Consider the following 20,621-nt stretch of genomic DNA (forward strand, 5'->3'; position numbering starts at 1 on the left):
TCGAACGGGCTCGCGTCGATGCTAGTCCGGCAGGGGTCGCGCTGGACCACCGAAATCGGCGGTGCGCTGAAGGAATCGCTGCACTCGCTGCTCGATCTCGGCTCGGTTGGAAGCTGGTGGCATGACCGGCTGGTGCGCGCCGACGAGCGCGCAGATCTTGCGCACGCACTCTGGATCATCATCGCCGTGCTCGTGCCCGCGCTCGTCGTCGAATGGTTCGCGAAGCGGCTGTTGCGACGTGCGCTGGCCGCATTGGCCGCACGGCGCGCCGGCACGTCGCCCCCCACTGCGCCCGACTCCGCCACGCCCGACGACGACAACACGCCGCCGGACACGCCCGACGCCCCCGACGCCGCGCCCGCAGCGTCGCAAGGCCGTGGCCACGCGCGCCGCCACACCACCCTGCTGCACCGGATGCCGCGCGCGCTCGTCAGCCTCGCGTTGCGTGCAGTGCCGCTGCTCGTGTTCGTCGGCGTCGCGAGCCTGACGATGTCGGCGATCGGCGATACGGGCACGCCGATCGAATCCGCGCTCGAAGCGCTGATCGACATCTACGTGATCTGCCGGCTCGTCACGATCGTCAGCCGGCTGTTCTTCCAGCCCGATGCGCGGCAACTGCGGTTGCTGCATATCAGCGACGCGTGGGCCGATTTCGCGCAACGCTCGATCGCGCGGATCGTGATCGTGGTTGGCGCCTGCACGGCCGCTGTCGAGATCGCAGCGAACTTCGGTCTCAGCGACGCCGGTCACGTCGCGCTGCTGAAAGCCGTCGCGCTCGTCGGGCACCTGATGGTTTCGGCACTGATCCTGCAGTGCCGCCAGCCGGTCGCCGCGCGGATCCGCGCGGCCGGCGACGGCCGCCCCTCCTTTACGATGATCACCAACGCGCTCGCGGACGCATGGGCTCCGGTGTCGGTATTCATCGTGATGGCGCTGTGGTTCGTGTGGGCGCTCGACGTCCACAACGGCTACCGCGTGCTGATCACGCTCGGCGGCCGCTCGATCGCCGTGATGATCGGCATGCGGATGGTGTCGATCGTCGTGTTCGGCGCGCTCGCGCGGCTGTTCCAGGGCCGCGACGAAGACCGCACGCTCGTCCATCTGCACGCATACCGCTACTACCCGCTGCTGCGCCAGATCGTGTCGGGCGCGATCGGCATCGTAACCATCGTGCTGCTGCTGCAGATCTGGGGCGTGCCGATCTTCCGCGCGTTCGAAACCGGCACGATCGGCCACCGGCTCGCGTCGGCACTGGTGACGATCGCGATCGCAGCCATCGTCGCGCTCATCGTGTGGGAAGCCGCGAACATCGCGATCGAGCGCCGGCTGCAGCGATGGACGCGCGAAGGCAATCTCGTGCGCGCGGCACGGTTGCGCACGCTGCTGCCGATGCTGCGCTCGCTGCTGTTCGTGATGATCGCGCTCGTCGTCGTGCTGACGGGCCTCAGCCAGCTCGGCGTGAACGTCGGCCCGCTGCTTGCCGGCGCCAGCATCTTCGGCGTCGCGCTCGGCTTTGGTTCGCAGAAGCTCGTGCAGGATTTCATCACCGGGATCTTCCTGCTGATGGAAAACGCGATGCAGGTCGGCGACTGGGTCACGCTCGCCGGCGTGTCGGGCACGGTCGAGTACCTGTCGATCCGCACCGTGCGGCTGCGCGCCGGCGACGGATCGCTGTACACGATCCCGTTCAGCTCGGTGACGACCGTCAACAATACGAATCGCGGGCTCGGCAACGCAGCCGTCAAGATCGGCATTGCCTACGGCGAGGATATCGATCGCGCGATCGCGACGCTGAAGGAGATCGGTGCCGCGTTGCGCGACGATCCGAAGTACCGCGACGGCATCCTGTCGGACTTCAGCTACTGGGGTATCGACCAGGTCGACGGCGCGACGCTCGCGCTGGCCGGACAGATGCAATGCACGGACGCGACGCGCTGGGGCGTGCAGCGTGAATTCAACCGGCGGATCGCCGAGACGTTCCGCGAACGCGGCATCCGGATCGCCAATCCGCAGCGCAGCGTCGTCGCGTACGCGGACGGATCGCAGCCTGTCGTCAATGACGAAAACGGCGGCAACGGCGACAACGGCCATGCTGCCGAACCGACGGCCCGGCCGCCGTCGCCCGCCGAACCGGCGCACAAGCCGGGTTGACCCGCCGGGGCTGACGGCGCGCCGCGTTCAACGCGCGGCGGGCTTGTTCACGCGTCGAGTGCTTTTCGCGGCGGGTGCCGACGCGCCCGCCTTCGCCGAGCGTTTCGCCGCCGCGCCCTGCCCCGGCTTCGAGCCGGCTTCAGGATCCGCAGCCGATACGTCGCGCTGCGCGTGCCATTGCTCGAGCAGCACGCGCGTCTGTTCGGCGATCGTGTCGGTCAGCAGCGCCGCACGCTCGCCCTCGAATGCCTCCCATTCGAGCAACTGCAGCGCCGAACGCTGCGCCATGTGGAACACCGTGATCTGCCCGAACAGGCTCAGCGCGCGTAATCGCGTGACCGGATCGTTGGCCGGGCGCCCCGAGATACGGCCGATCAGCTCGGCGCTCACGTCGTTGAGCGGCTTGCGCATGCGTTTCATCAGGATTTCGCTCGCGCTCGCCGGCTCCTGGCCGCCTTGCTCGCGCGCGAAGAACATCCGCTGGTTCATCGTTTTCGGCGCCGTGAACATCCGGTCCGCAAGCGCACGCAGCAGCCCGACGAACGCGTCGATCAGCACGTCGACGTCCGCGTCCGCATCGAGCATCGCCCACGCATGGCCGACTGCCGGCGCGAACACATCCCAGCCGTGCTCCGCGATCGTCTCCACGCACGCGCGGTACACGCCTTCCTTGTTCTCGAAGTAGTACTGGAGCGCCGGCGCGTTCACGCCGGCCATCGCGGCGATCTCGCGTGTCGACGCACCCGCGAACCCGCGTTCGCCGAACAGTTCGATCGCCGCCTCGATGATCCGCTGGCGCGTTTCGTCGCCGCGGGCGTAGCCGCCCGCCGACGTGCGGCGCAGCTTCTTCGCTTCATTCATGCCTTCCTCGTCATTCGGTCGATCGACATTCTACTTGACACAATTCTATCAACTGGAATAATTCTTCCACTTGGAATAAATTGGATGCCGGCATGTCGACGCTGCAAGACTCTCCACAGAAAGCAAATCGTCAGGAAAACGGAACAACACCGCGAAACGGCAACCGCTCGAAGCGGCGCGTCCTGCTCGTCGCCGCCGTGCTCGCGGCCATCGGTGGCGCCGTCTGGCTCGGCCGCTGGTGGACTGTCGGCCGCTTCATCGAAAGCACCAACGACGCGTACCTGCAGGCGGACAGCATGACCGCCGCGCCGAAGGTCGCCGGTTACGTGACCGACGTGTATGTGCGCGACAACCAGGCCGTGAAGTCCGGCGATCCACTCGTGCGGCTCGATGTCCGCCAGTACCAGGTCGCGCTTGCACAATCGCTTGCGACCGTCGACGCGCGCCGCGCGGATATCGCACGCGCCGAGGCCGACATCAGCCAGCAGCATGCGAATCTCGAACAGGCCGACGCGCAGGCGAAGGTGTCGCGCATCAATGCGCAGCACGCCAGCGACGAATACTCGCGCTATGCCCCGCTCGCGGCGACCGGTGCGGAAACGCACGAACGCGTGGCCGACCTGAAGAGCACGCGCGATCAGGCGGCCGCGACGCTCGCCGCGAACAATGCGTCGATCGCTGCCGCGCGCACGCAGATCGCGTCGTTCACCGCGCAGCTCCAGCAGGCGCGCGCGCAGCTCGAAGCCGCGCAGGCCAGCGCCGCGCAGGCGCAGCTCGATCTCGACAACACGATCGTGCGCAGCACCCTCGCCGGCCGCGTCGGCGATCGCACGGTGCGCGTCGGTCAATACGTGCAGCCCGGCACGCGCCTGCTGACCGTCGTGCCCGTCGACTCGATCTACCTCGTCGCGAACTTCAAGGAAACGCAGATCACCAACATGCGCATCGGCCAGCCCGTCGAACTTCACGTCGACGCGCTGCCGGACGGTGCGCTGTCGGGCGTCGTCGACAGCTTCGCACCCGGCACGGGCGCGCAGTTCGCGCTGCTGCCGCCCGAGAATGCGACCGGCAACTTCACGAAGATCGTCCAGCGCGTGCCGGTGCGCATCCGCCTCGCCGCGAACGCCCGCGCGCAGCGCATGCTGCTGCCGGGGCTGTCGGTGACGGTCGACATCGATACGCGCTCGGCCCGCGACGAGACACATCATGGCTGAACCGTCCGCCACGATGCCCGTGCCGCCGCACGAAGGCCGCGCGAGCGTAACCGACTGGATCGCGGTCGCGGCCGGCGCACTCGGCGCGCTGATGGCGACGCTCGACATCTCGATCACGAACTCCGCGCTGCCGCAGATCCAGGGCGAAATCGGCGCGACCGGCACCGAAGGCACGTGGATCTCGACCGGCTACCTGATGTCGGAGATCGTGATGATCCCGCTCGCCGCGTGGCTCACGCGCGTGTTCGGGCTGCGCAATTTCCTGCTGACGAACTCCGCGCTGTTCATCGCGTTCTCGATGATGTGCGGCTGGTCGCATTCGCTGCCGATGATGATCGCCGGCCGGATCGGCCAGGGCTTCACCGGCGGTGCGCTGATCCCCACCGCGCAGACCATCATCCGCACGCGGCTGCCGCTGTCGCAGTTGCCGGTCGGCATGACGCTGTTCGGCCTGATCGTGCTGCTCGGGCCGCTGTTCGGCCCCGTGCTCGGCGGCTGGCTCGCGGAAAACGTGAGCTGGAGCTGGTGCTTTTTCCTGAACCTGCCGGTGTGCCTGCTGCTGATGGCGCTGCTGGTGTTCGGGCTGCCGTCGGACCGCCCGCAATGGCACTCATTCTTGAACGCGGACTGGCTCGGAATCTTCGGCCTCGCGATCGGGCTGAGCTCACTGACCGTCGTGCTCGAGGAAGGCCAGCGTGAACGCTGGTTCGAATCGCAGATGATCGTCATGCTGAGCCTCGTGTCGCTCGCCGGGATGATCCTGATCGCGTTGTCGCAGATCTTCGCGAAGCGGCCGATCATGCGGCTGTCGCTGATGCGCAACCCGCGCTACGCGAGCGTGATCGTGATCGTGTCCGCGGTCGGTGCCGGACTGTACGGCGTGTCCTACCTGCTGCCGCAGTTCCTCGCGATCGTCGCCGGCTACAACGCGGAACAGGCGGGCGCGATCATGCTGCTGTCAGGGCTGCCCGCCTTTCTCGTGATGCCGATCCTGCCGCGCCTGCTCGGCAAGGTCGATTTCCGCATCCTCGTGATCTCGGGGCTGCTCCTGTTCTGCCTGAGCTGCATGCTCGACATCAGCCTGACCGCGCAGAGCGTCGGCCACGACTTCGTCTGGTCGCAACTGATCCGCGGCGTCGCGCAGATGCTCGCGATGATGCCGCTCAACCAGGCATCGATGGCGGCCGTCGCGCGCGAAGACTCGGGCGATGCGGCCGGGCTCTACAACATGGCGCGCAATCTCGGCGGCTCGATCGGGCTCGCGATCATCGGCACCGTGATCGACCGGCGCACGACCTTCCATACGGCCGCGCTCCGCGAATCGGTGACGGCGAACTCGCTGATCGGGCAGGACCGGCTGTCGGCCTACGCGGCCAACTGGTTCGCGCACACCGGCGACCTCGCGTATTCGAACATGCGCGCGCTCGGACAGCTGGCGCAGCAGATCCAGATCCAGGCCGTCGTGATGACCTATTCCGAAACCTTTTATCTGCTGGGCCTCGCACTGCTCGCCTGCGTGCCGCTCGCGCTACTGCTGAGAACGCCGCGCGGGCCGCAACCGATGTCGTCCGGCCACTGAACCGTCTTACGCGATGAAACCCTTCTCCCTGCCCCGCCGCCCTGCGCTCACGCTGTGCGCGGCCGCGTGCCTGCTCGCCGGCTGCACGGTCGGCCCCGATTACCGCGGCGCGCCCGCCGCACCGGATGCGCCGACTTTCGTGCGTGCGCCGGCCTCCGGCATCGACACCGCGGCACCCGCGCCGAGCGCGTGGTGGCACAGGCTCAACGATCGCCAGCTCGACGACCTGATCACCGCCGCGCTCGCGTACAACCCCGATCTGCACGCTGCGCAGGCACGCTTGCGCGCGTCGCGTGCGCAGCTCTCGCAACAGCGCGCGGCGCAGTTGCCGAAATCGTCGGCCACCGTCGCCGCCATCCGCATGCGCGAGCCGGACGTCAGCGCGCTCGGTTCGCTGCTGCCGTCGAACGGCTCGAGCCAGTCGGGCGGAACATCGCCGTCGCTGGGTGGCTCGGGCCCGCTGCAGCTCTATTCGGCAGGCTTCGACGCAACCTGGGAAATCGACCTGTTCGGCGGCACGCGCCGCGCAGTTGAAGCAGCATCTGCACAGGCGGAAGCGGTCGACGCCGACCTCGCCGATACGCAAGTGTCGATCGCGGCCGAAGTCGCGAACGCGTACGTCGACCTGCGCGACCAGCAGCAGCGGCTCGCGCTGTCGCGACGCACCGCCGAGTTGCAGCAGGAAATGCTCGACCTCACGCAGCAGCGCCGCGCGCGCGGCGTCGCCGCAGATGTCGACATCGAACGCCTGACGACACAGGTCGAAAACACGCGCGCATCGCTGATTCCGCTCGACGCGCAGGTGACGGAATCGCTCGACCGGCTCGCGATCCTGACGGGCCGCGCCCCCGGTGCGCTCGACGCGGCGCTGTCGACACCGGACACGCCGCTGCCGACGCTGCCCGGCAGCGTCGCGATCGGCGATCCGGCCACGCTGCTGAAGCAGCGCCCCGACATTCGCGCGGCCGAACGCCGGCTCGCATCGAGCAATGCGCAGATCGGCGAGCACGTCGCCGATTATTTCCCGAAAGTGACGCTGCTCGGCGATCTCGGCTTCAGCGCGACCGACCCGGGCCACCTGCTCCGCAAGCAGAACTTCACGTGGGTTGGCGCGCCGTATCTGCAATGGAACATTCTCGACTTCGGGCGCACGCGCGGCGCGGTGCGCGCGGCCGAAGCGTCGCGTGACGAAGCGGAAGCGAACTATCAGAAGGCGGTGCTGGGTGCCTTGCAGGATGCCAACACGGCGTTGCAGCGCTACGGGCACCAGCGCGAGCACGTCGTCGCGCTCACCAAGGTACAGACATCGGCCGTGCATTCCCGATCGCTGATGGACGAGCGCTATCGCGCGGGCGTTGCATCGATGATCGACCTGCTCGATACACAACGCGAAGCGCTGTCCGCGCAGCAGAACGTGATTGCCGGGCAAGCCGAACTGATCAAGGACTATGTGTCGCTGCAGAAGAGCCTCGGACTCGGATGGCAGACTGGCGCAGGTTGACGTCGATTGGATCGGTGCCGCACGGCCGGGATCGTCGGCACTGCTGCGGCACCGATGCTTGAAATGCGGATAGCGAAACCCGCGCAAGGCGTCGCGTTTTCGATGCGTCCGGGCTCGACGAGCATGGATCGCTTCACGATGCGCGATGCAACAACTATTTGCGCGCGCAACAATATTCACCATCGGCACCGATAGCAACCGGGCTGGCACCGCATCGACGGCGCGGCTATCGAAAACATATCCAATATCAATTAGCCAATCGTCTGACGATCTCTTCTAATTCAGTCGGCTTCCCCACCACCGATCGGATTCAAGGAGTTCCATCGTCATGTCCTCATCCTCCAATCGCGTGCTGAGACACGCAGTCGCCGCGATCTGCGTTGCACTTTCCGCGTCCCCCCATGCCGCCGAACTCACTCGAGACACGGGCGCCCCCGTCGGCGACAACGAGAATTCACAGACGGCCGGCCCTGCCGGCCCCGTGCTTCTGCAAGACTCCGCACTCATCGAGAAACTGCAGCGCTTCGATCGCGAACGCATTCCGGAGCGCGTCGTGCATGCACGCGGCACCGGCGCATTCGGCGAGTTCGTGCCGACCTCCGACATCTCGAACCTGACGAAAGCGAAGGTCTTCACACCCGGCACCCGCACGCCGGTATTCGTGCGCTTCTCCACCGTGATGGGCTATCGCGGCTCACCTGAACAGGCCCGCGATCCGCGCGGCTTCGCGGTGAAGTTCTATACGCAACAGGGCAACTGGGACATGGTCGGCATCAACTGGCCCGTGTTCTTCATTCGCGACGGCATCAAGTTCCCCGACTTCGTTCACGCGAACAAGCCGAGCGCCGTGACCGGCGTGCAGGATCCGAACCTCGCCTTCGACTTCTTCGCGAACACGCCCGAAGCGACGAACATGCTGACGATGCTGTACACGAACGCGGGCATGCCCGATTCGTATCGTCACATGGACGGCTTCGCGGTGCATGCGTTCAAGTTCGTCAATGCGCACGGCGACGTGCACTACGTGAAGTTCCACTGGAAAAGCCAGCAAGGCGTACACGGCCTGCGTCCGCAAGACATCGACGCATCGATCGGGCGCGACTGGAACATGATGACGAACGACCTGTACGGTGCGCTGAAGCAAGGCGACTTCCCTAAATGGGATCTGTACGTGCAGGTGCTCACCCCGCAGGACCTGAACCGGTTCGACTTCGATGCGCTGGACGACACGAAGGTCTGGGCAGGCGTGCCCGAGCGCAAGATCGGCACGATGACGCTGAACCGCGTGCCCGACAACTACTTCCAGTCGACCGAGGAGTCGGCGTTCGCGCCGTCGCGACTCGTGCCGGGTATCGAGCCGTCCGAAGACCGGATGCTGCAGGACCGCCTGTTCGCGTACGCCGACACACAGATGTACCGGCTGGGCGCGAACTACATGGACCTGCCGATCAACCGGCCCGTCGTACCGGTGGTCAACAACAACCAGGACGGCAAGATGAACGCCGGTGACCGCAAGGGCGAGGTGAACTACGAACCGTCGACGCTGCATGAACTCGCGCCGAATCCGCAGTACAAGTCCGTACGCATGACGCTCGGCGGAACGACGCAGCAGGAAGCGATCCACAAGAAGCTGCGGTTCCGTCAGGCGGGCGAGTACTACCGCAGCCTGTCGCAGCAGGACAGGGACGACCTGATCACAGCGCTGTCCGGTGATCTCGGCAAGGTGACGAACGCGCACAACCAGTACGCGATGCTGTCGTACTTCTACAAGGCCGATGCCGACTACGGCACGCGTCTCGCGCAGGCCGTTCACGCCGACGTCGGTCAAGTGCAAGCGCTCGCGGCAAAACTGAGCGAGAACTGATCCCGCGACGCCGGTCGCTGTCGACGTGCGGGGTTGCGCCGCGCACGTCGACCTTAGACAACCATCAGGACATCCTCATGCAATCCAAACGCCTGACGCGCGCGATCCGCTCGACCGCAGCAATCCTGGCGCTGGCCGCACTCGCCGGTTGCGCGCACCTTCCCGACCGGCCAGCGTATACGCGTGCCGACCCTGCCGCGCTGCGCCGCTACGACGGCGACTGGTTCGACGCCGCCCGTGTCGGACGCGTCGATATCCTGCGTGCACTGCACGACGCCGGCTATCCCGTCGACGCCACCGACAGCCACGGCTTTACGGCCGTGATACTCGCGTCCTACGACGGCCAGCCAACCGCGCTCGACTACCTGCTGTCGGCCGGCGCAAACGCATGTGCCGGCGACCGTCACGGCAACACGGCGCTGATGGGCGCCCTCTTCAAGAACGAACCCGACATCGCGCGGCGCCTGATCGACACGCAATGCCCGATCGACCAGACGAACGGCGCCGGGGAAACCGCGCTGGGATTTGCCACGCTGTTCAATCGATTCGAGCTGATCCCGCTCCTCGTCGCGCGTGGCGCGAATCCGGATCATGTCGATCGGCGCGGCCAGTCGCTGCTGCAACTCGCGCGGTCGCACGAGAACACGGAAGCCGAGGATGCACTGCGGCATGCAGGTGCGGAACGGTAAAGAGCAGGATTCCTGCTTGTTTCCGGTAACGCGGAGGAACAAGGAAACGTCCTCTTGCGTTGCCCCGACACTCCGCGGAATCAGAAAAACTCGTCGAGCAGCCGGTAGAAAGCGATCCGGCCCGGATCGGGCTGCTCGATTCCGTACCGGGCGAAGAAAGGCGCGACCCATTCACTGCCGAGATCTGCTTCGATATCACGGGCTGCCAGCGCCAGATCCTGATAGCGATCGGCCACGCCGAGGCGTCCGCAGTCGATGAAGCCCGAGAAGCGACCGTCTTCGACCATGAAGTTGGGCAGGCACGCGTCGCCGTGCGTAACGACCCTGTCCTCGATCGACGGCCGGCTCGCCCGAAGCCTGGCGAACAGTTCGTCGAGCGGCACGCCCATATTCGCGTCATCGAGGTTGCCCTCGTCGACGAGCCCCGCGTTCATCCGTGCACGGGCACGCGCGATACGAGAATCGGCACCGTGATCGAACGGGCAGGTTGCCGGATCGAGCCGATGCAGCGCACGCAGCGCGTCGGCGATGATCGCCACTTTCTCCGCCGGCCCGAGCGGCGCGACTTCGAGATTTTCGCCGCACACGGCACTCAGCAGCATCCACTCGCGCCCCGCCGCCGATGCCACCTCGAGCACCTGCGCACCCGGCAAACCCGTCGTCGCCAGCCAGCGCAGTCGCGCCGCCTCGTCGCGCAGTTCGCCCAGCGGGCCCGCCGGTTCGGTCTTGACGAACCTGCACGATCCGTCTTGCGCATCGAGCCGGAACACCGCGGCATCCGACTGCCCTTCCGTCTGTCGCGTCCATCGGCAATCTGCCAGCGTGGCGTTCCAGGTTGCGGGTACTTCGATGCAAAGCCTTTCTTTATCGATCACGTCAGATTCGATCCTCGTTGACTGGGGCGGCATGCGAAACGTCGGACACCTCGCGACTTCATGCCCCACTTCCTGCTGCCCGCAGACTCGACTTTCTCCGCCGCGTCCCTGCGATTCGAGTCACGCCTCAAACACGATCGGCCAAATGCGCCTCTATTACGCGAGGAACCAGAAATGATCGGCAAATCGCATTCGCCATTACTTTCTTTGTGGGCTTCGAATATTACAAAATACTGCCAATGTTTTCAAAAACATTGCACTTATTCGCTTTAATTTAGTTTCATATAATCAAAAAAAGTTTGACACCTCGCTTTCGTTCTTGATACCGTCCGATGCAAGCAATCTGACGAATTGCTCTCCACGCAATCGTTTCCGCTCTACGTTTTTTCGCTTCCGCCGCACCGAAGTGCTCGCCGCCGGCTGTATCGTTCGCGCGCCGGCGCATGCAACATCCCGATGCATCTCATTGGACAACTGCCATCAGGCAGCGGGCCGAAGGATCGAATCAAATGAGCAGGACACCGAAACTGTTGCTCTAGCAATCCCGCCCGCGCCATGCCCGGCGCAATTGCGTCGTTTCGCGGCGCAGCCTTCCCGTTACCGCGTTTTCCGTATTTCGCCCCCGGAGAAAAAACACCTTTCCGGATCGGGCGAAAGGCCCTGTCGCGTCCGTGCCATCCGCACGCGTGCGACAGAAATCGGCGGTGCATGACCCGCGCCGCTGTCGACCGTTGTTGTTCGTGCTGTTCGATGTTCAACCGGAGGGGTAATTCAAATGAATCAGGTTGCAGACAAGAAACAAAAGCATATTCGCCTCGTCAAGCTTGCATTCGCCGCAGCAGCCGCCGCGTCGTTCGGCATGGCGACCGCCTACGCCGCGCCTGCGGCCGGCTGGACGGAAACGCACACCAAGGGTTTCCTGCCGCTCGTGCAGCAGAGCGAAGCCGGTACGGCCGGCGCGCCGGCCGCGAGCACGGCTGCCGCTGCAGCGGCAGCAATCGAGATGGCGCCGGGCGAATCGGTGGACATCGTGCTCGGGCTGAACCTGCGCAACGAAGCGCAACTCGACCAATACCTGCACGACCTGCATACGCCTGGTTCGCCGCACTACCGGCAGTTCCTCACGCCGGCACAGTTCGCGGCGCAATATGCGCCGACCGACCAGCAGGTCGCCTCGGTCGTCGCGCATCTGCGCAAGGAAGGCTTCGTGAACATCGTGGTCGCGCCGAACCGCCTGCTGGTCTCCGCGTCCGGTACCGCAGCCACCATCAAGTCCGCGTTCCGCACGACGCTCAAGCGCTTCACGCGCAACGGCCGCAGCGTCTACGCGAATACCGACGCCGCACAAGTGCCGAACGCGATCGGCGGCGTCGTGGGTTCGGTGCTGGGCCTGCAGAACGTCGAGCTGATGCACACGGGCGCGGGCAGCCAGCCGCAAGGCAACACCAGCAACCTGACGATTCCGGCCGGCGCATCGGCGGTGCCGCACAACCCGACCGAATTCTCGTCGATCTACGGCGGCGACGGCACGCCGACGGCCTCGCAGACCACCGTCGGCATCATCTCCGAAGGCGACCTGTCGCAGACGGTGAGCGACCTCAATACGTTCGCGTCGAACAACAGCCTCGGCTCGATCAGCAGCAGCATCGTGAAGACGGGCCCGTCCGGCAGCTCGTACACCGACACCGACGGCACCGTCGAATGGAACCTCGACAGCCAGTCGATCGTCGGCGCGGCCGGCGGCAGCGTGAAGCAGGTCGTGTTCTACGTCGCACCGTCGATGACGCTCACGGCGATCACCGCCGCGTACAACAAGGCCGTGACCGACAACGTCGCGAAGGTGATCAACGTGTCGCTCGGCGTGTGCGAATCGTCCGCGAACAGCACCGGCTCGCAGGCAACCGACGACACCATCTTCAAGCAAGCGGTCGCGCAGGGGCAGACCTTCTCGGTATCCGCCGGCGATCACGGTGCGTACGAATGCGCGAGCGGCACGCCGTCGCGCTCGACCTATACGGTAAGCGAACCGGCAACGTCGCCGTACGTGATCGCGGTGGGCGGCACGACGCTGTTCACGAATACGTCGACCAATGCGTACAACAGCGAGATCGTATGGAACGATCCGAGCTGGCAACCGGGCACCGTGTGGTCGACGGGCGGCGGGTACAGCAAGTACGAGGCCGCGCCGTCGTGGCAATCGTCGAGCCTCACCGGATCGACCAAGCGCGCACTGCCTGACATCGGCTTCGACGCGGACCTGCGCACCGGCGCGATTCTCGTCGTGAACGGCCAGACGTCCGACACGCTGTGGGGATCGGGCTATCTGAACAACGAAGGCGGCACGAGCCTCGCCGCGCCGATCTTCACGGGCATCTGGGCGCGCTTGCAGTCCGCGAACAACAACGCGCTCGGGTTCCCTGCGTCGAGCATCTACAAGTACTTCCCGAGCAACGCGGCGCTGCTGCACGACGTCACGTCCGGCAACAACGGCAGCGGCACCTACGGCTACAAGGCGAAGGCCGGCTGGGATGCAACGACGGGCTTCGGCAGCGTGAACATCTCGAAGCTGAACACGTTCATCCAGAGCACGTCGGATTTCGCACGCTGATGGATCGATGACCGCCCCGGTTCCGCGTATACGCCGTAGCGTACGCATGGAACCGGATGGGATCGTTTGAACAACCCGCGAAGGCTGCAAAGCCTTCGCGGGTCTTTTGCGTTCCGCATAACGCGCCCGTGGTCTACGTCGGGCCGGCGATCGTGCCGCCGCCCGCGCAGGCCATCGAGATCGAAGCATGAGCACCGTATCGAGTGAAACGCACCCCGTCACGGCAGCGCGGCATTCGCGCTGCCGGCCAACGAAACCGGCGTCTCGCTGCCATGCGAAACCAGCGCCCCCCAACACCGCGCGCCGCCGTTTTCCTCAATACCGTGCGGCTTTGCCAAGCAACTCACTCGGCCCAGTTGCGAACGTAGTCCGGCACCGGCATGTTGCCGTCGGCATGAACCGGCTCACCGCGCGTCGTCTTCAGCGGCAGGATTCCCGTCCAGACAGCGAGCGCAAGATCTTCGTCCTTGTCGGACGGCATCGAATCGCTGACTTTCACGGCGGCTTCCGCAAGGGCAATCCGCAGCACGCTGGTCGCATTGAGTTCCTTCTCGTTGCCGGGCCGCGCGTCATGCTTGCGACCCGGTGCGATCTTGTCCATCAATGCATCCAGCGCCACGAGCTTGTCCCCACTGCCCTCCACGATGTCGAACCGCCCGTAGATCACCGCGGATCGATAATTCATCGAATGGTTGAAGGCCGACCTGGCCAACACGAGACCGTCCAGCAACGTAATCGCGACGGAGGCCTGTGCGCCTGCCGACAGCGCCTTGATCATCCGGCTGCCGTTGGACCCGTGAATATAAAGGTCGTCGCCACGTCGCCAGTGCGCGGTCGGGATGCAGTGCGTGTCCTCGCCTGCACCGAACGCGATGTGGCAGACGTAGGCCGCGTCCACGATGCGATGAAGCATCGCGCGATCGTGCTGCGCCAGTTCCGGCAGGCGGCGAATGGTGGTGCGGGATGTGGGAGAGATGACGGTCTGGTCTTTCATGTTTTGCTTTCCTGTTCGCGCGCCCTTGCGCGCTTCGAGCGGCCCGCGTTCCGGAAAGATGCAGGTATCTGCTCTAAATATATTTGCACTACGAAGTTAATCGATTCGAACACTACGGCTTCCACGCCTGATCGACCGGTCGATCGGCCCATCGACAGTCGCCTGCCAGATCGATCAAAATACGCGCGTGCCGCTATCCGTGACGATCGCCGGAAATACCGCGCGCCGGCCGGCACCGCGAGAACGTGAACGATACGACGCGCGTCGAATCTTCAAAAGAACCAGCTCAACGAAAAATTCTGGAACCAGCCCATGGATCTTGCGCTGCTCATCTCATCGCTTTCCAGACAGGACGGCACGACACGCCACAGCCAGCAGGAAGCGCTCTACCGGAGCCTGCGCAACATGCTGCTGGACGGGCACATTCCGCCCGGCACGCGGCTCGTGGCGACGCGCGTGCTCGCGGCGGAGCTGGGCATCGCGCGCAACTCGGCGGTCTACGCGTACGAGCGCCTTGCCGAGGAAGGCTTCGTGGCGGCCACGCGCAACGGGACGATCACGCTATGGGATGGATGCGGCAGCTCCAGCGCAGGGCTCGAAAGCGGCCCCGCCCCGGTTCAATTGTCCGAGCGCGTGCACGGGCTGGAGAACGCCGACCCGGAACCCGAACGCATGCTGCCGTTCGTTCCCGGCCTCCCTTCGCTCGATGAATTCCCCATTGCCCAATGGCGCCGCTGCATCGAGCGCGCATGGAAAGTCATCAAGCCCGCGCAGCTTGCCTACGGGCCGGTCGAAGGACTGCCCGAATTGCGGCGTGCCGTGGCCGCCTACATCCGGGTCTCGCGAGGCGTGCGCTGCGAAACTGGCCAGGTATTCATCACCGACGGCACGCAAGGCAGCCTCGAACTGTGCGCGCGCATGCTGGCGAATCCCGGTGAATACGGCTGGCTCGAGAACCCCTGCTACAACGGCGCCCGAACCGCATTCCGCTCGACCGGGCTGGATCTGGTGCCGATCGAGGTCGACCACGAAGGGATGGCTCCAACCGACGAACAGTGGCGCACCCGGCCGCCCCGGCTGATCTACACGACGCCATCGCACCAATACCCGCTCGGCGCGCTGATGAGCCCCCGGCGACGAGCGGCGCTCGTCGAGCACGCACGTGCGTGCGGCGCGTGGATCATCGAGGACGATTACGACAGCGAGTTCCGCCACGGCGGCCAGCCGCTGCCCGCGATCCAGGGCTTGCATGCCGACGCACCGGTCTGCTATCTCGGCACCTTCAGCAAGACGATGTTTCCCGCCCTGCGGCTCGGCTTCATGGTGGTTCCGCCGGTTTTGGTCGAACGCTTCACCAGAACGCTGCGCGAACTCGTCCATCGCGGTCATTCGGCCGATCAACTGGCAATGGCCGAATTCATCGACACCGGCCTCTTCGCGCGGCACCTGCGCAGGATGAGGACGCTGTACGCCGAGCGGCGAAGCAGCCTCGAAGCGGCACTCGCCCGCCACCTCGGCAACGTGCTGAGCGTTCGCGAAAGCCCGGGCGGCATGCACCTGTCGGCGGATCTCGCGATGCCGCTGCACGATACCGACGTCGCCCGCGCCGCGGCCGCACAGGGCCTGCTGCTTCAGCCGCTGAGCAGCTACCGGGTCGGCGACGGCCGGCCGTACAACGGCTTCGTGCTGGGATACGCCGGGCTGAACGACGCGACGATCGAGGCCGCGACGAGACAGCTCGCAGCCGTCATCGAGCAGCACGGCCGCACGCGTTGCTGAGCGTCACGCGCGACATCGTCGCTCACAGCTGCGACTCGAGCGGAAACAACCCGAGAAACCAGACTTCCATCCGCCGCGGGGCCGACACTTCCGGCTCGTGCTCGAGCTCGGTGACCTTCCCGTCCGAATCGGTCTGAATCCACTTGAGCTGCCCTTTACCAGCCGGATCGGTCCTCAGCTCGACGCGCCACGCGATTCGATCGAGCCGCGCCTCCAGATCGTTGGCCACCTGCGACGCAATCGCCGGACTCTCGCAGTAAACGCCGATCTCCGTATTGAGGTTCAGCGAGCGCGGATCGAGATTCATCGAGCCGATGAAAATGCTCTTGTGGTCGAACACGTAGGTCTTCGCGTGCAGCGACGCACGCGACGATCCGATGATGACCTGCTTCGAAATGCTCTTGTCGCCCGATGGCCGCCGCTCGTAAAGCCGCACGCCGGCCGCCACGAGATCGCTTCGGTAGTGCCGGTAGCCCGCATGCACGGCCGCCACGTCGGTCGACGCGAGCGAGTTGGTCAGCACGGTTACGCGCACGCCGCGCGCGGTAAGCGCGCGCAGCCGCTCGACGACTTCCTTGCCCGGCACGAAATACGGCGACACGATCAGCAGGTCATGTTCGGGCTGCAACGCGAGCGCCCGCAACTGCGGCATCAGGTGCCCGTCGCTGTCCTTCGGCGCGTGTGCGATCTTCGACGGATCGTCGTACAGCACCGTTGCATGACCCCACGACAGTTCCGTGCCCTGCCCGTGAACGATCCGGTCGAGCCGCTGCCTGGCCTCGAGCACGTACGGATTGTCCTCCATGGCCCTCAGGTAGTCGCGCAACCGTTCGCGCTCGCGATCCAGCCCGCCCGGCGCCGCATCGTGTCCGACCAGCGCACTGATCGGATACGCGTACGGCGAATTCCAGAATGTGTCGAATTCGGTCGAGATGTTCTTCACGACCGGGCCGTGAACGACGACATCGAGATCGCCGAACTCCAGCATCGACGATGCGCCGAAGTACTCGTCGCCGATATTGCGGCCGCCGACGATCGCCGCCTGGTTGTCCGCGATCATCGCCTTGTTGTGCATGCGCCGGTTGACGCGCGAGAACTCGAACACCGTGCCGATCTTCTTGAAGCGTCGCGTGGCGACCGGATTGAACAGCCGGATCTCGATGTTCGGATGCGAACTGATCTCGAGCAGCTTGCGGTCGTCCGCGTTCGTGCCGAGATCGTCGAGCAGCGCGCGGACGCGCACGCCGCGATCGGCCGCGCGAATGATCGCGTCGGCCAGTTCGTGCCCGGTCAGGTCGTCATGCCAGATGTAGTACTGAAGGTCGATCGACCGGTCCGCGCGATCGGCAAGCAACACGCGCGCATCCAGCGCATCAACCGGATCGGTCAGCAGATGAAACGCATCCTGCCCTGGATGCGCACTGGCCTGCTGCTGGAACGCGACGCCCAGCCGCGTGTTGTCCGTATCGGTGTACGCGTGCGTCGGCGCTCGATCAGCCTGCGGCGGCAGGCTCGCGCATGCGACGAGCGCCAGCAACGAAAGAATCGCACCCCACGAACGCAGCATGGTCATGATTGCCGTCCCACTCCCGGCCGAAGTCTGTTTATTCTCGCCGCCGGATGGATCGCGGGGCTGTTTGGCTTTCCTTCGGCCGCAACCCGTGTCACGTGTCGAGTGTGGAGCGGCCGCGCTACAGCATACTTCGATTGACGGCGGCGCGGCACCTTCTCGGTACTTTCCTGATCCTGACGCTCGTCACGCGTCCACGCAAAGAAAAACCCGCGACGCATGAAGCCATCGCGGGTTTTCGGCATGCGCGATCGCGCGCATGAAATCTGGTGGGCCCGGCGGGGTTCGAACCCGCGACCAATCGATTATGAGTCGACTGCTCTAACCGCTGAGCTACAAGCCCTGATGAGAAGCGAAGCGTGTCACACGCCGCCCCGACAACGAAGCCGGGCCGGCATTGTAACAACAAAGGAGACAAACGCCACCGGCATCACGCAGATACCGGCGGCGTTCGCAGGAGAGACGCTGGAAATCAGTTCCCTTCGAGGAACGATTTCAGCTTGTCGGAACGGCTCGGGTGACGCAGCTTGCGCAGCGCCTTGGCCTCGATCTGACGGATCCGCTCGCGCGTGACGTCGAACTGCTTGCCGACTTCCTCGAGCGTGTGATCGGTGCTCATCTCGATACCGAAGCGCATCCGCAGCACCTTCGCCTCGCGCGGCGTCAGCGAATCGAGCACGTCCTTCACGACGTCGCGCATGCTCGCATGCAGCGCGGCATCCGCCGGCGCGACCGTGTTGTTGTCCTCGATGAAGTCGCCGAGATGGGAATCGTCGTCGTCACCGATCGGCGTTTCCATCGAGATCGGCTCCTTCGCGATCTTCATGATCTTGCGGATCTTGTCTTCCGGCATCTCCATCTTCTCGGCAAGCGTTGCCGGATCCGGCTCGAGACCGGTTTCCTGCAGGATCTGCCGCGAGATGCGGTTCATCTTGTTGATCGTCTCGATCATGTGAACCGGAATACGGATCGTGCGCGCCTGGTCAGCGATCGAACGCGTGATGGCCTGGCGGATCCACCACGTCGCATAGGTCGAGAACTTGTAGCCACGACGGTATTCGAACTTGTCCACCGCCTTCATCAGGCCGATGTTGCCTTCCTGGATCAGGTCGAGGAACTGCAGGCCGCGGTTCGTGTACTTCTTCGCGATCGAGATCACGAGACGCAGGTTCGCCTCGGTCATTTCGCGCTTCGCCTGGCGTGCCTTCAGTTCGCCGGCCGCCATCTGGCGGTTGGTTTCCTTCAGGTCCTTCAGCGGCAGCACGACGCGCGCCTGCAGGTCGAGCAGGCGCTGCTGCTGTTCGCGGATCGCCGGAACGTTACGCGACAGCACCGCGCTGTACGAATGGCCTTCGGCCATGATCTTCTCGGACCAGTCGAGGTCGGTTTCGCTGCCCGGGAAGCGCGCGATGAATTCCGAACGCGGCATGCCGCACTTGTCGACGACGATGTGCAGGATCTGACGTTCGACCTGACGCACTTCGTCCACCTGCGCACGCAGCGTGTCGCAGAGACGCTCGACGGTACGCGCGGTGAAGCGGATCGTCATCAGTTCGGTCTGGATCGTTTCCTGCGCCTTCAGGTAGGCCTTCGACTTGTAGCCTTCCTTTTCGAACGCACGGCGCATCTTGTCGAACCACTCGCTGATCTGCGAGAACTTGTCGAGCGACGCACGCTTGAGGGCTTCGAGCTGGGCGGCGTTGGCCGATGCCTGGGCGGCACCGTCATCCTCCTCCTCTTCCTCTTCTTCCTCTTCCTCTTCGGCTTCCTCGTTCTCGTTCTCGATGGCTTCCGCTTCCTTCGCGGAGAATCCGTCGGTATCGGCGGAGTCCGAAGCATTCGGATCGAGCAGGCCGTCGACGAGCTCGTCGACGCGGATCTCTTCGTTCGCGACGCGTTCGGCCATCGCGAGGATGTCGGCGATCGTCGTCGGGCACGCGGAGATGGCCATCACCATGTGGCGCAGGCCGTCCTCGATCCGCTTCGCGATCTCGATTTCGCCTTCGCGCGTGAGCAGCTCGACCGTGCCCATTTCACGCATGTACATCCGGACCGGATCGGTCGTGCGGCCGAATTCCGAATCGACGGTGGACAGCGCGACTTCCGCTTCCTCTTCGACTTCATCGTCCGACGACGCGGCGGGCGCGTTGTCGTTCAGGAGCAGCGTTTCCGCGTCCGGCGCCTGCTCGTAAACCGCCACGCCCATGTCGTTGAACGTGCCGATGATGCCTTCGAGGGCTTCGGTCTCGGTGAAGTTGTCCGGCAGGTGGTCGTTGATTTCGGCGTACGTGAGGAAGCCGCGCTCCTTGCCGAGCTTGATCAGCGCGCGCAGTTTCACGCGGCGCTCCTCGAGCTCCTCGGCCGTACCCGGCGTGCTCGTCGCGAACGCTTCCTTCAGTAGCGCCTTTTCCTTGGCGCGACGATCGCGCACCTTGGATTTGCCCGGCGCAGCCGCCGCTGCTGCTGCGGGCTGCTCGTCGCTCTGATTTGCGTCGTCTTCGACGGATACTTCGTTCAGCTTTTTGGTCATGGAGTTCGCCGTACCGGCTATATCGACTCGCGGCTGCTGGACGACAGCCGGTTGAACCGTGGGTGCATGAGTAGTACGTACTGCCGTTTCGTCCGCGGCGGCAGTCGTGTCCCTTGCGCTTTTCGCACTTGCCCGCTTCGCCGCCGGCTTGGCCGGCCCGGAGTCGGGTCTGGCGGCAGCCCGTGTTCTGGCTGCCGACGCCGGCGCAGCCTGAGCAGTGCCGGCCGCGGTTTTCTTTCCTGCAGGGGCTGACGTGGCTGAAGACGTTGTCCTGGTGGAAGAAGCAGACTTGGCCGCTGTGACCTTTTTGGTCGGCTCCGTCGAGCCCTTGCCTGCTGCTTTCTTTCCGCCTGTCGTCTTTGCCATCGCGATTCTCGCCTCTGCTTAGAAAACAAACCGCTGGAAA

Annotated in this window: 14 protein-coding genes and 1 tRNA gene; 9 read left to right on the forward strand and 6 right to left on the reverse strand. The window is 65.0% G+C overall.

Annotated features, from left to right (window positions below; translation table 11 throughout):
- Window positions 1-2,151: mechanosensitive ion channel domain-containing protein (locus G3O06_RS12790; RefSeq protein ID WP_205816242.1), on the forward strand; the 2,151-nt coding region annotated here is incomplete at its 5' end.
- 27 nt (window positions 2,152-2,178) lie between these two features.
- On the opposite strand, the gene G3O06_RS12795 is transcribed toward G3O06_RS12790, so the two are convergent.
- Window positions 2,179-3,012 (reverse strand): CerR family C-terminal domain-containing protein, encoded by an 834-nt coding sequence (locus tag G3O06_RS12795; protein WP_205816243.1) that lies wholly within the window; start codon window positions 3,010-3,012, stop codon window positions 2,179-2,181.
- A gap of 92 nt (window positions 3,013-3,104) precedes the next feature.
- Here G3O06_RS12795 and G3O06_RS12800 point away from each other — a divergent pair, with 92 nt between their 5' ends.
- The 5 genes from G3O06_RS12800 (at window position 3,105) to G3O06_RS12820 (ending at window position 9,859) form a co-directional block, all read left to right on the forward strand.
- Window positions 3,105-4,226 (forward strand): HlyD family secretion protein, encoded by a 1,122-nt coding sequence (locus G3O06_RS12800; RefSeq protein ID WP_205816244.1) that lies wholly within the window; start codon window positions 3,105-3,107, stop codon window positions 4,224-4,226.
- Window positions 4,219-5,805, forward strand: a complete 1,587-nt coding sequence (locus tag G3O06_RS12805) for an MDR family MFS transporter (RefSeq protein WP_174917474.1) — start codon at window positions 4,219-4,221, stop codon at window positions 5,803-5,805. Before G3O06_RS12800 ends, G3O06_RS12805 begins: the two co-directional genes overlap by 8 nt.
- Window positions 5,806-5,818: 13 nt before the next feature.
- Complete coding sequence (locus tag G3O06_RS12810) at window positions 5,819-7,306, forward strand: efflux transporter outer membrane subunit (RefSeq protein WP_205816245.1); 1,488 nt, start codon at window positions 5,819-5,821, stop codon at window positions 7,304-7,306.
- Between the two features lie 328 nt (window positions 7,307-7,634).
- A complete protein-coding gene (locus G3O06_RS12815; RefSeq protein ID WP_205816246.1) occupies window positions 7,635-9,170 on the forward strand; it encodes a catalase in 1,536 nt (511 codons plus the stop codon).
- 77 nt (window positions 9,171-9,247) lie between these two features.
- Window positions 9,248-9,859, forward strand: coding sequence for an ankyrin repeat domain-containing protein (locus tag G3O06_RS12820; protein WP_205816247.1), 612 nt, complete (start codon window positions 9,248-9,250; stop codon window positions 9,857-9,859).
- Window positions 9,860-9,939: 80 nt separating this feature from the next.
- On the opposite strand, the gene G3O06_RS12825 is transcribed toward G3O06_RS12820, so the two are convergent.
- Window positions 9,940-10,710 carry an APH(3')-II family aminoglycoside O-phosphotransferase gene (locus G3O06_RS12825; protein WP_346779513.1) on the reverse strand — a complete coding sequence of 257 codons (771 nt, stop codon included), beginning with the start codon at window positions 10,708-10,710 and terminating at the stop codon, window positions 9,940-9,942.
- 799 nt (window positions 10,711-11,509) lie between these two features.
- On the opposite strand from G3O06_RS12825, the gene G3O06_RS12830 reads away from it, so the two are divergent.
- A complete protein-coding gene (locus tag G3O06_RS12830) occupies window positions 11,510-13,342 on the forward strand; it encodes a S53 family peptidase (RefSeq protein ID WP_205816249.1) in 1,833 nt (610 codons plus the stop codon).
- 343 nt (window positions 13,343-13,685) lie between these two features.
- Here G3O06_RS12830 and G3O06_RS12835 read toward each other — a convergent pair whose 3' ends face one another.
- The gene (locus tag G3O06_RS12835) at window positions 13,686-14,336 is read right to left on the reverse strand and encodes a pyridoxamine 5'-phosphate oxidase family protein (protein ID WP_205816250.1); all 651 of its coding nucleotides are present in this window, start codon (window positions 14,334-14,336) and stop codon (window positions 13,686-13,688) included.
- 312 nt (window positions 14,337-14,648) lie between these two features.
- Between G3O06_RS12835 and G3O06_RS12840 the strand changes: the two genes are divergently transcribed.
- Entirely contained in the window at window positions 14,649-16,115 is a 1,467-nt protein-coding gene (locus tag G3O06_RS12840; RefSeq protein ID WP_205816251.1) for a PLP-dependent aminotransferase family protein, read from the forward strand.
- A gap of 22 nt (window positions 16,116-16,137) precedes the next feature.
- Here the strand turns inward: G3O06_RS12840 and G3O06_RS12845 are convergent, their stop codons facing one another.
- The 3 genes from G3O06_RS12845 to rpoD all read right to left on the reverse strand — a co-directional run bounded on the left by G3O06_RS12845 (window position 16,138) and on the right by rpoD (window position 20,215).
- Window positions 16,138-17,688 (reverse strand): phospholipase D family protein, encoded by a 1,551-nt coding sequence (locus tag G3O06_RS12845; RefSeq protein ID WP_174972957.1) that lies wholly within the window; start codon window positions 17,686-17,688, stop codon window positions 16,138-16,140.
- 264 nt (window positions 17,689-17,952) lie between these two features.
- Window positions 17,953-18,028, reverse strand: a tRNA-Ile gene (locus G3O06_RS12850).
- Between the two features lie 129 nt (window positions 18,029-18,157).
- Window positions 18,158-20,215, reverse strand: coding sequence for an RNA polymerase sigma factor RpoD (gene rpoD, locus G3O06_RS12855; protein ID WP_346779512.1), 2,058 nt, complete (start codon window positions 20,213-20,215; stop codon window positions 18,158-18,160).
- A gap of 253 nt (window positions 20,216-20,468) precedes the next feature.
- Here rpoD and G3O06_RS49945 point away from each other — a divergent pair, with 253 nt between their 5' ends.
- On the forward strand, window positions 20,469-20,603 hold the full coding sequence (locus G3O06_RS49945; RefSeq protein ID WP_307873380.1) for a hypothetical protein: 135 nt from the start codon (window positions 20,469-20,471) through the stop codon (window positions 20,601-20,603).
- Window positions 20,604-20,621 lie beyond the last annotated feature (18 nt).

This window comes from Burkholderia sp. Ac-20345, assembly GCF_017104825.1.
Lineage (GTDB): Bacteria > Pseudomonadota > Gammaproteobacteria > Burkholderiales > Burkholderiaceae > Burkholderia > Burkholderia lata_B.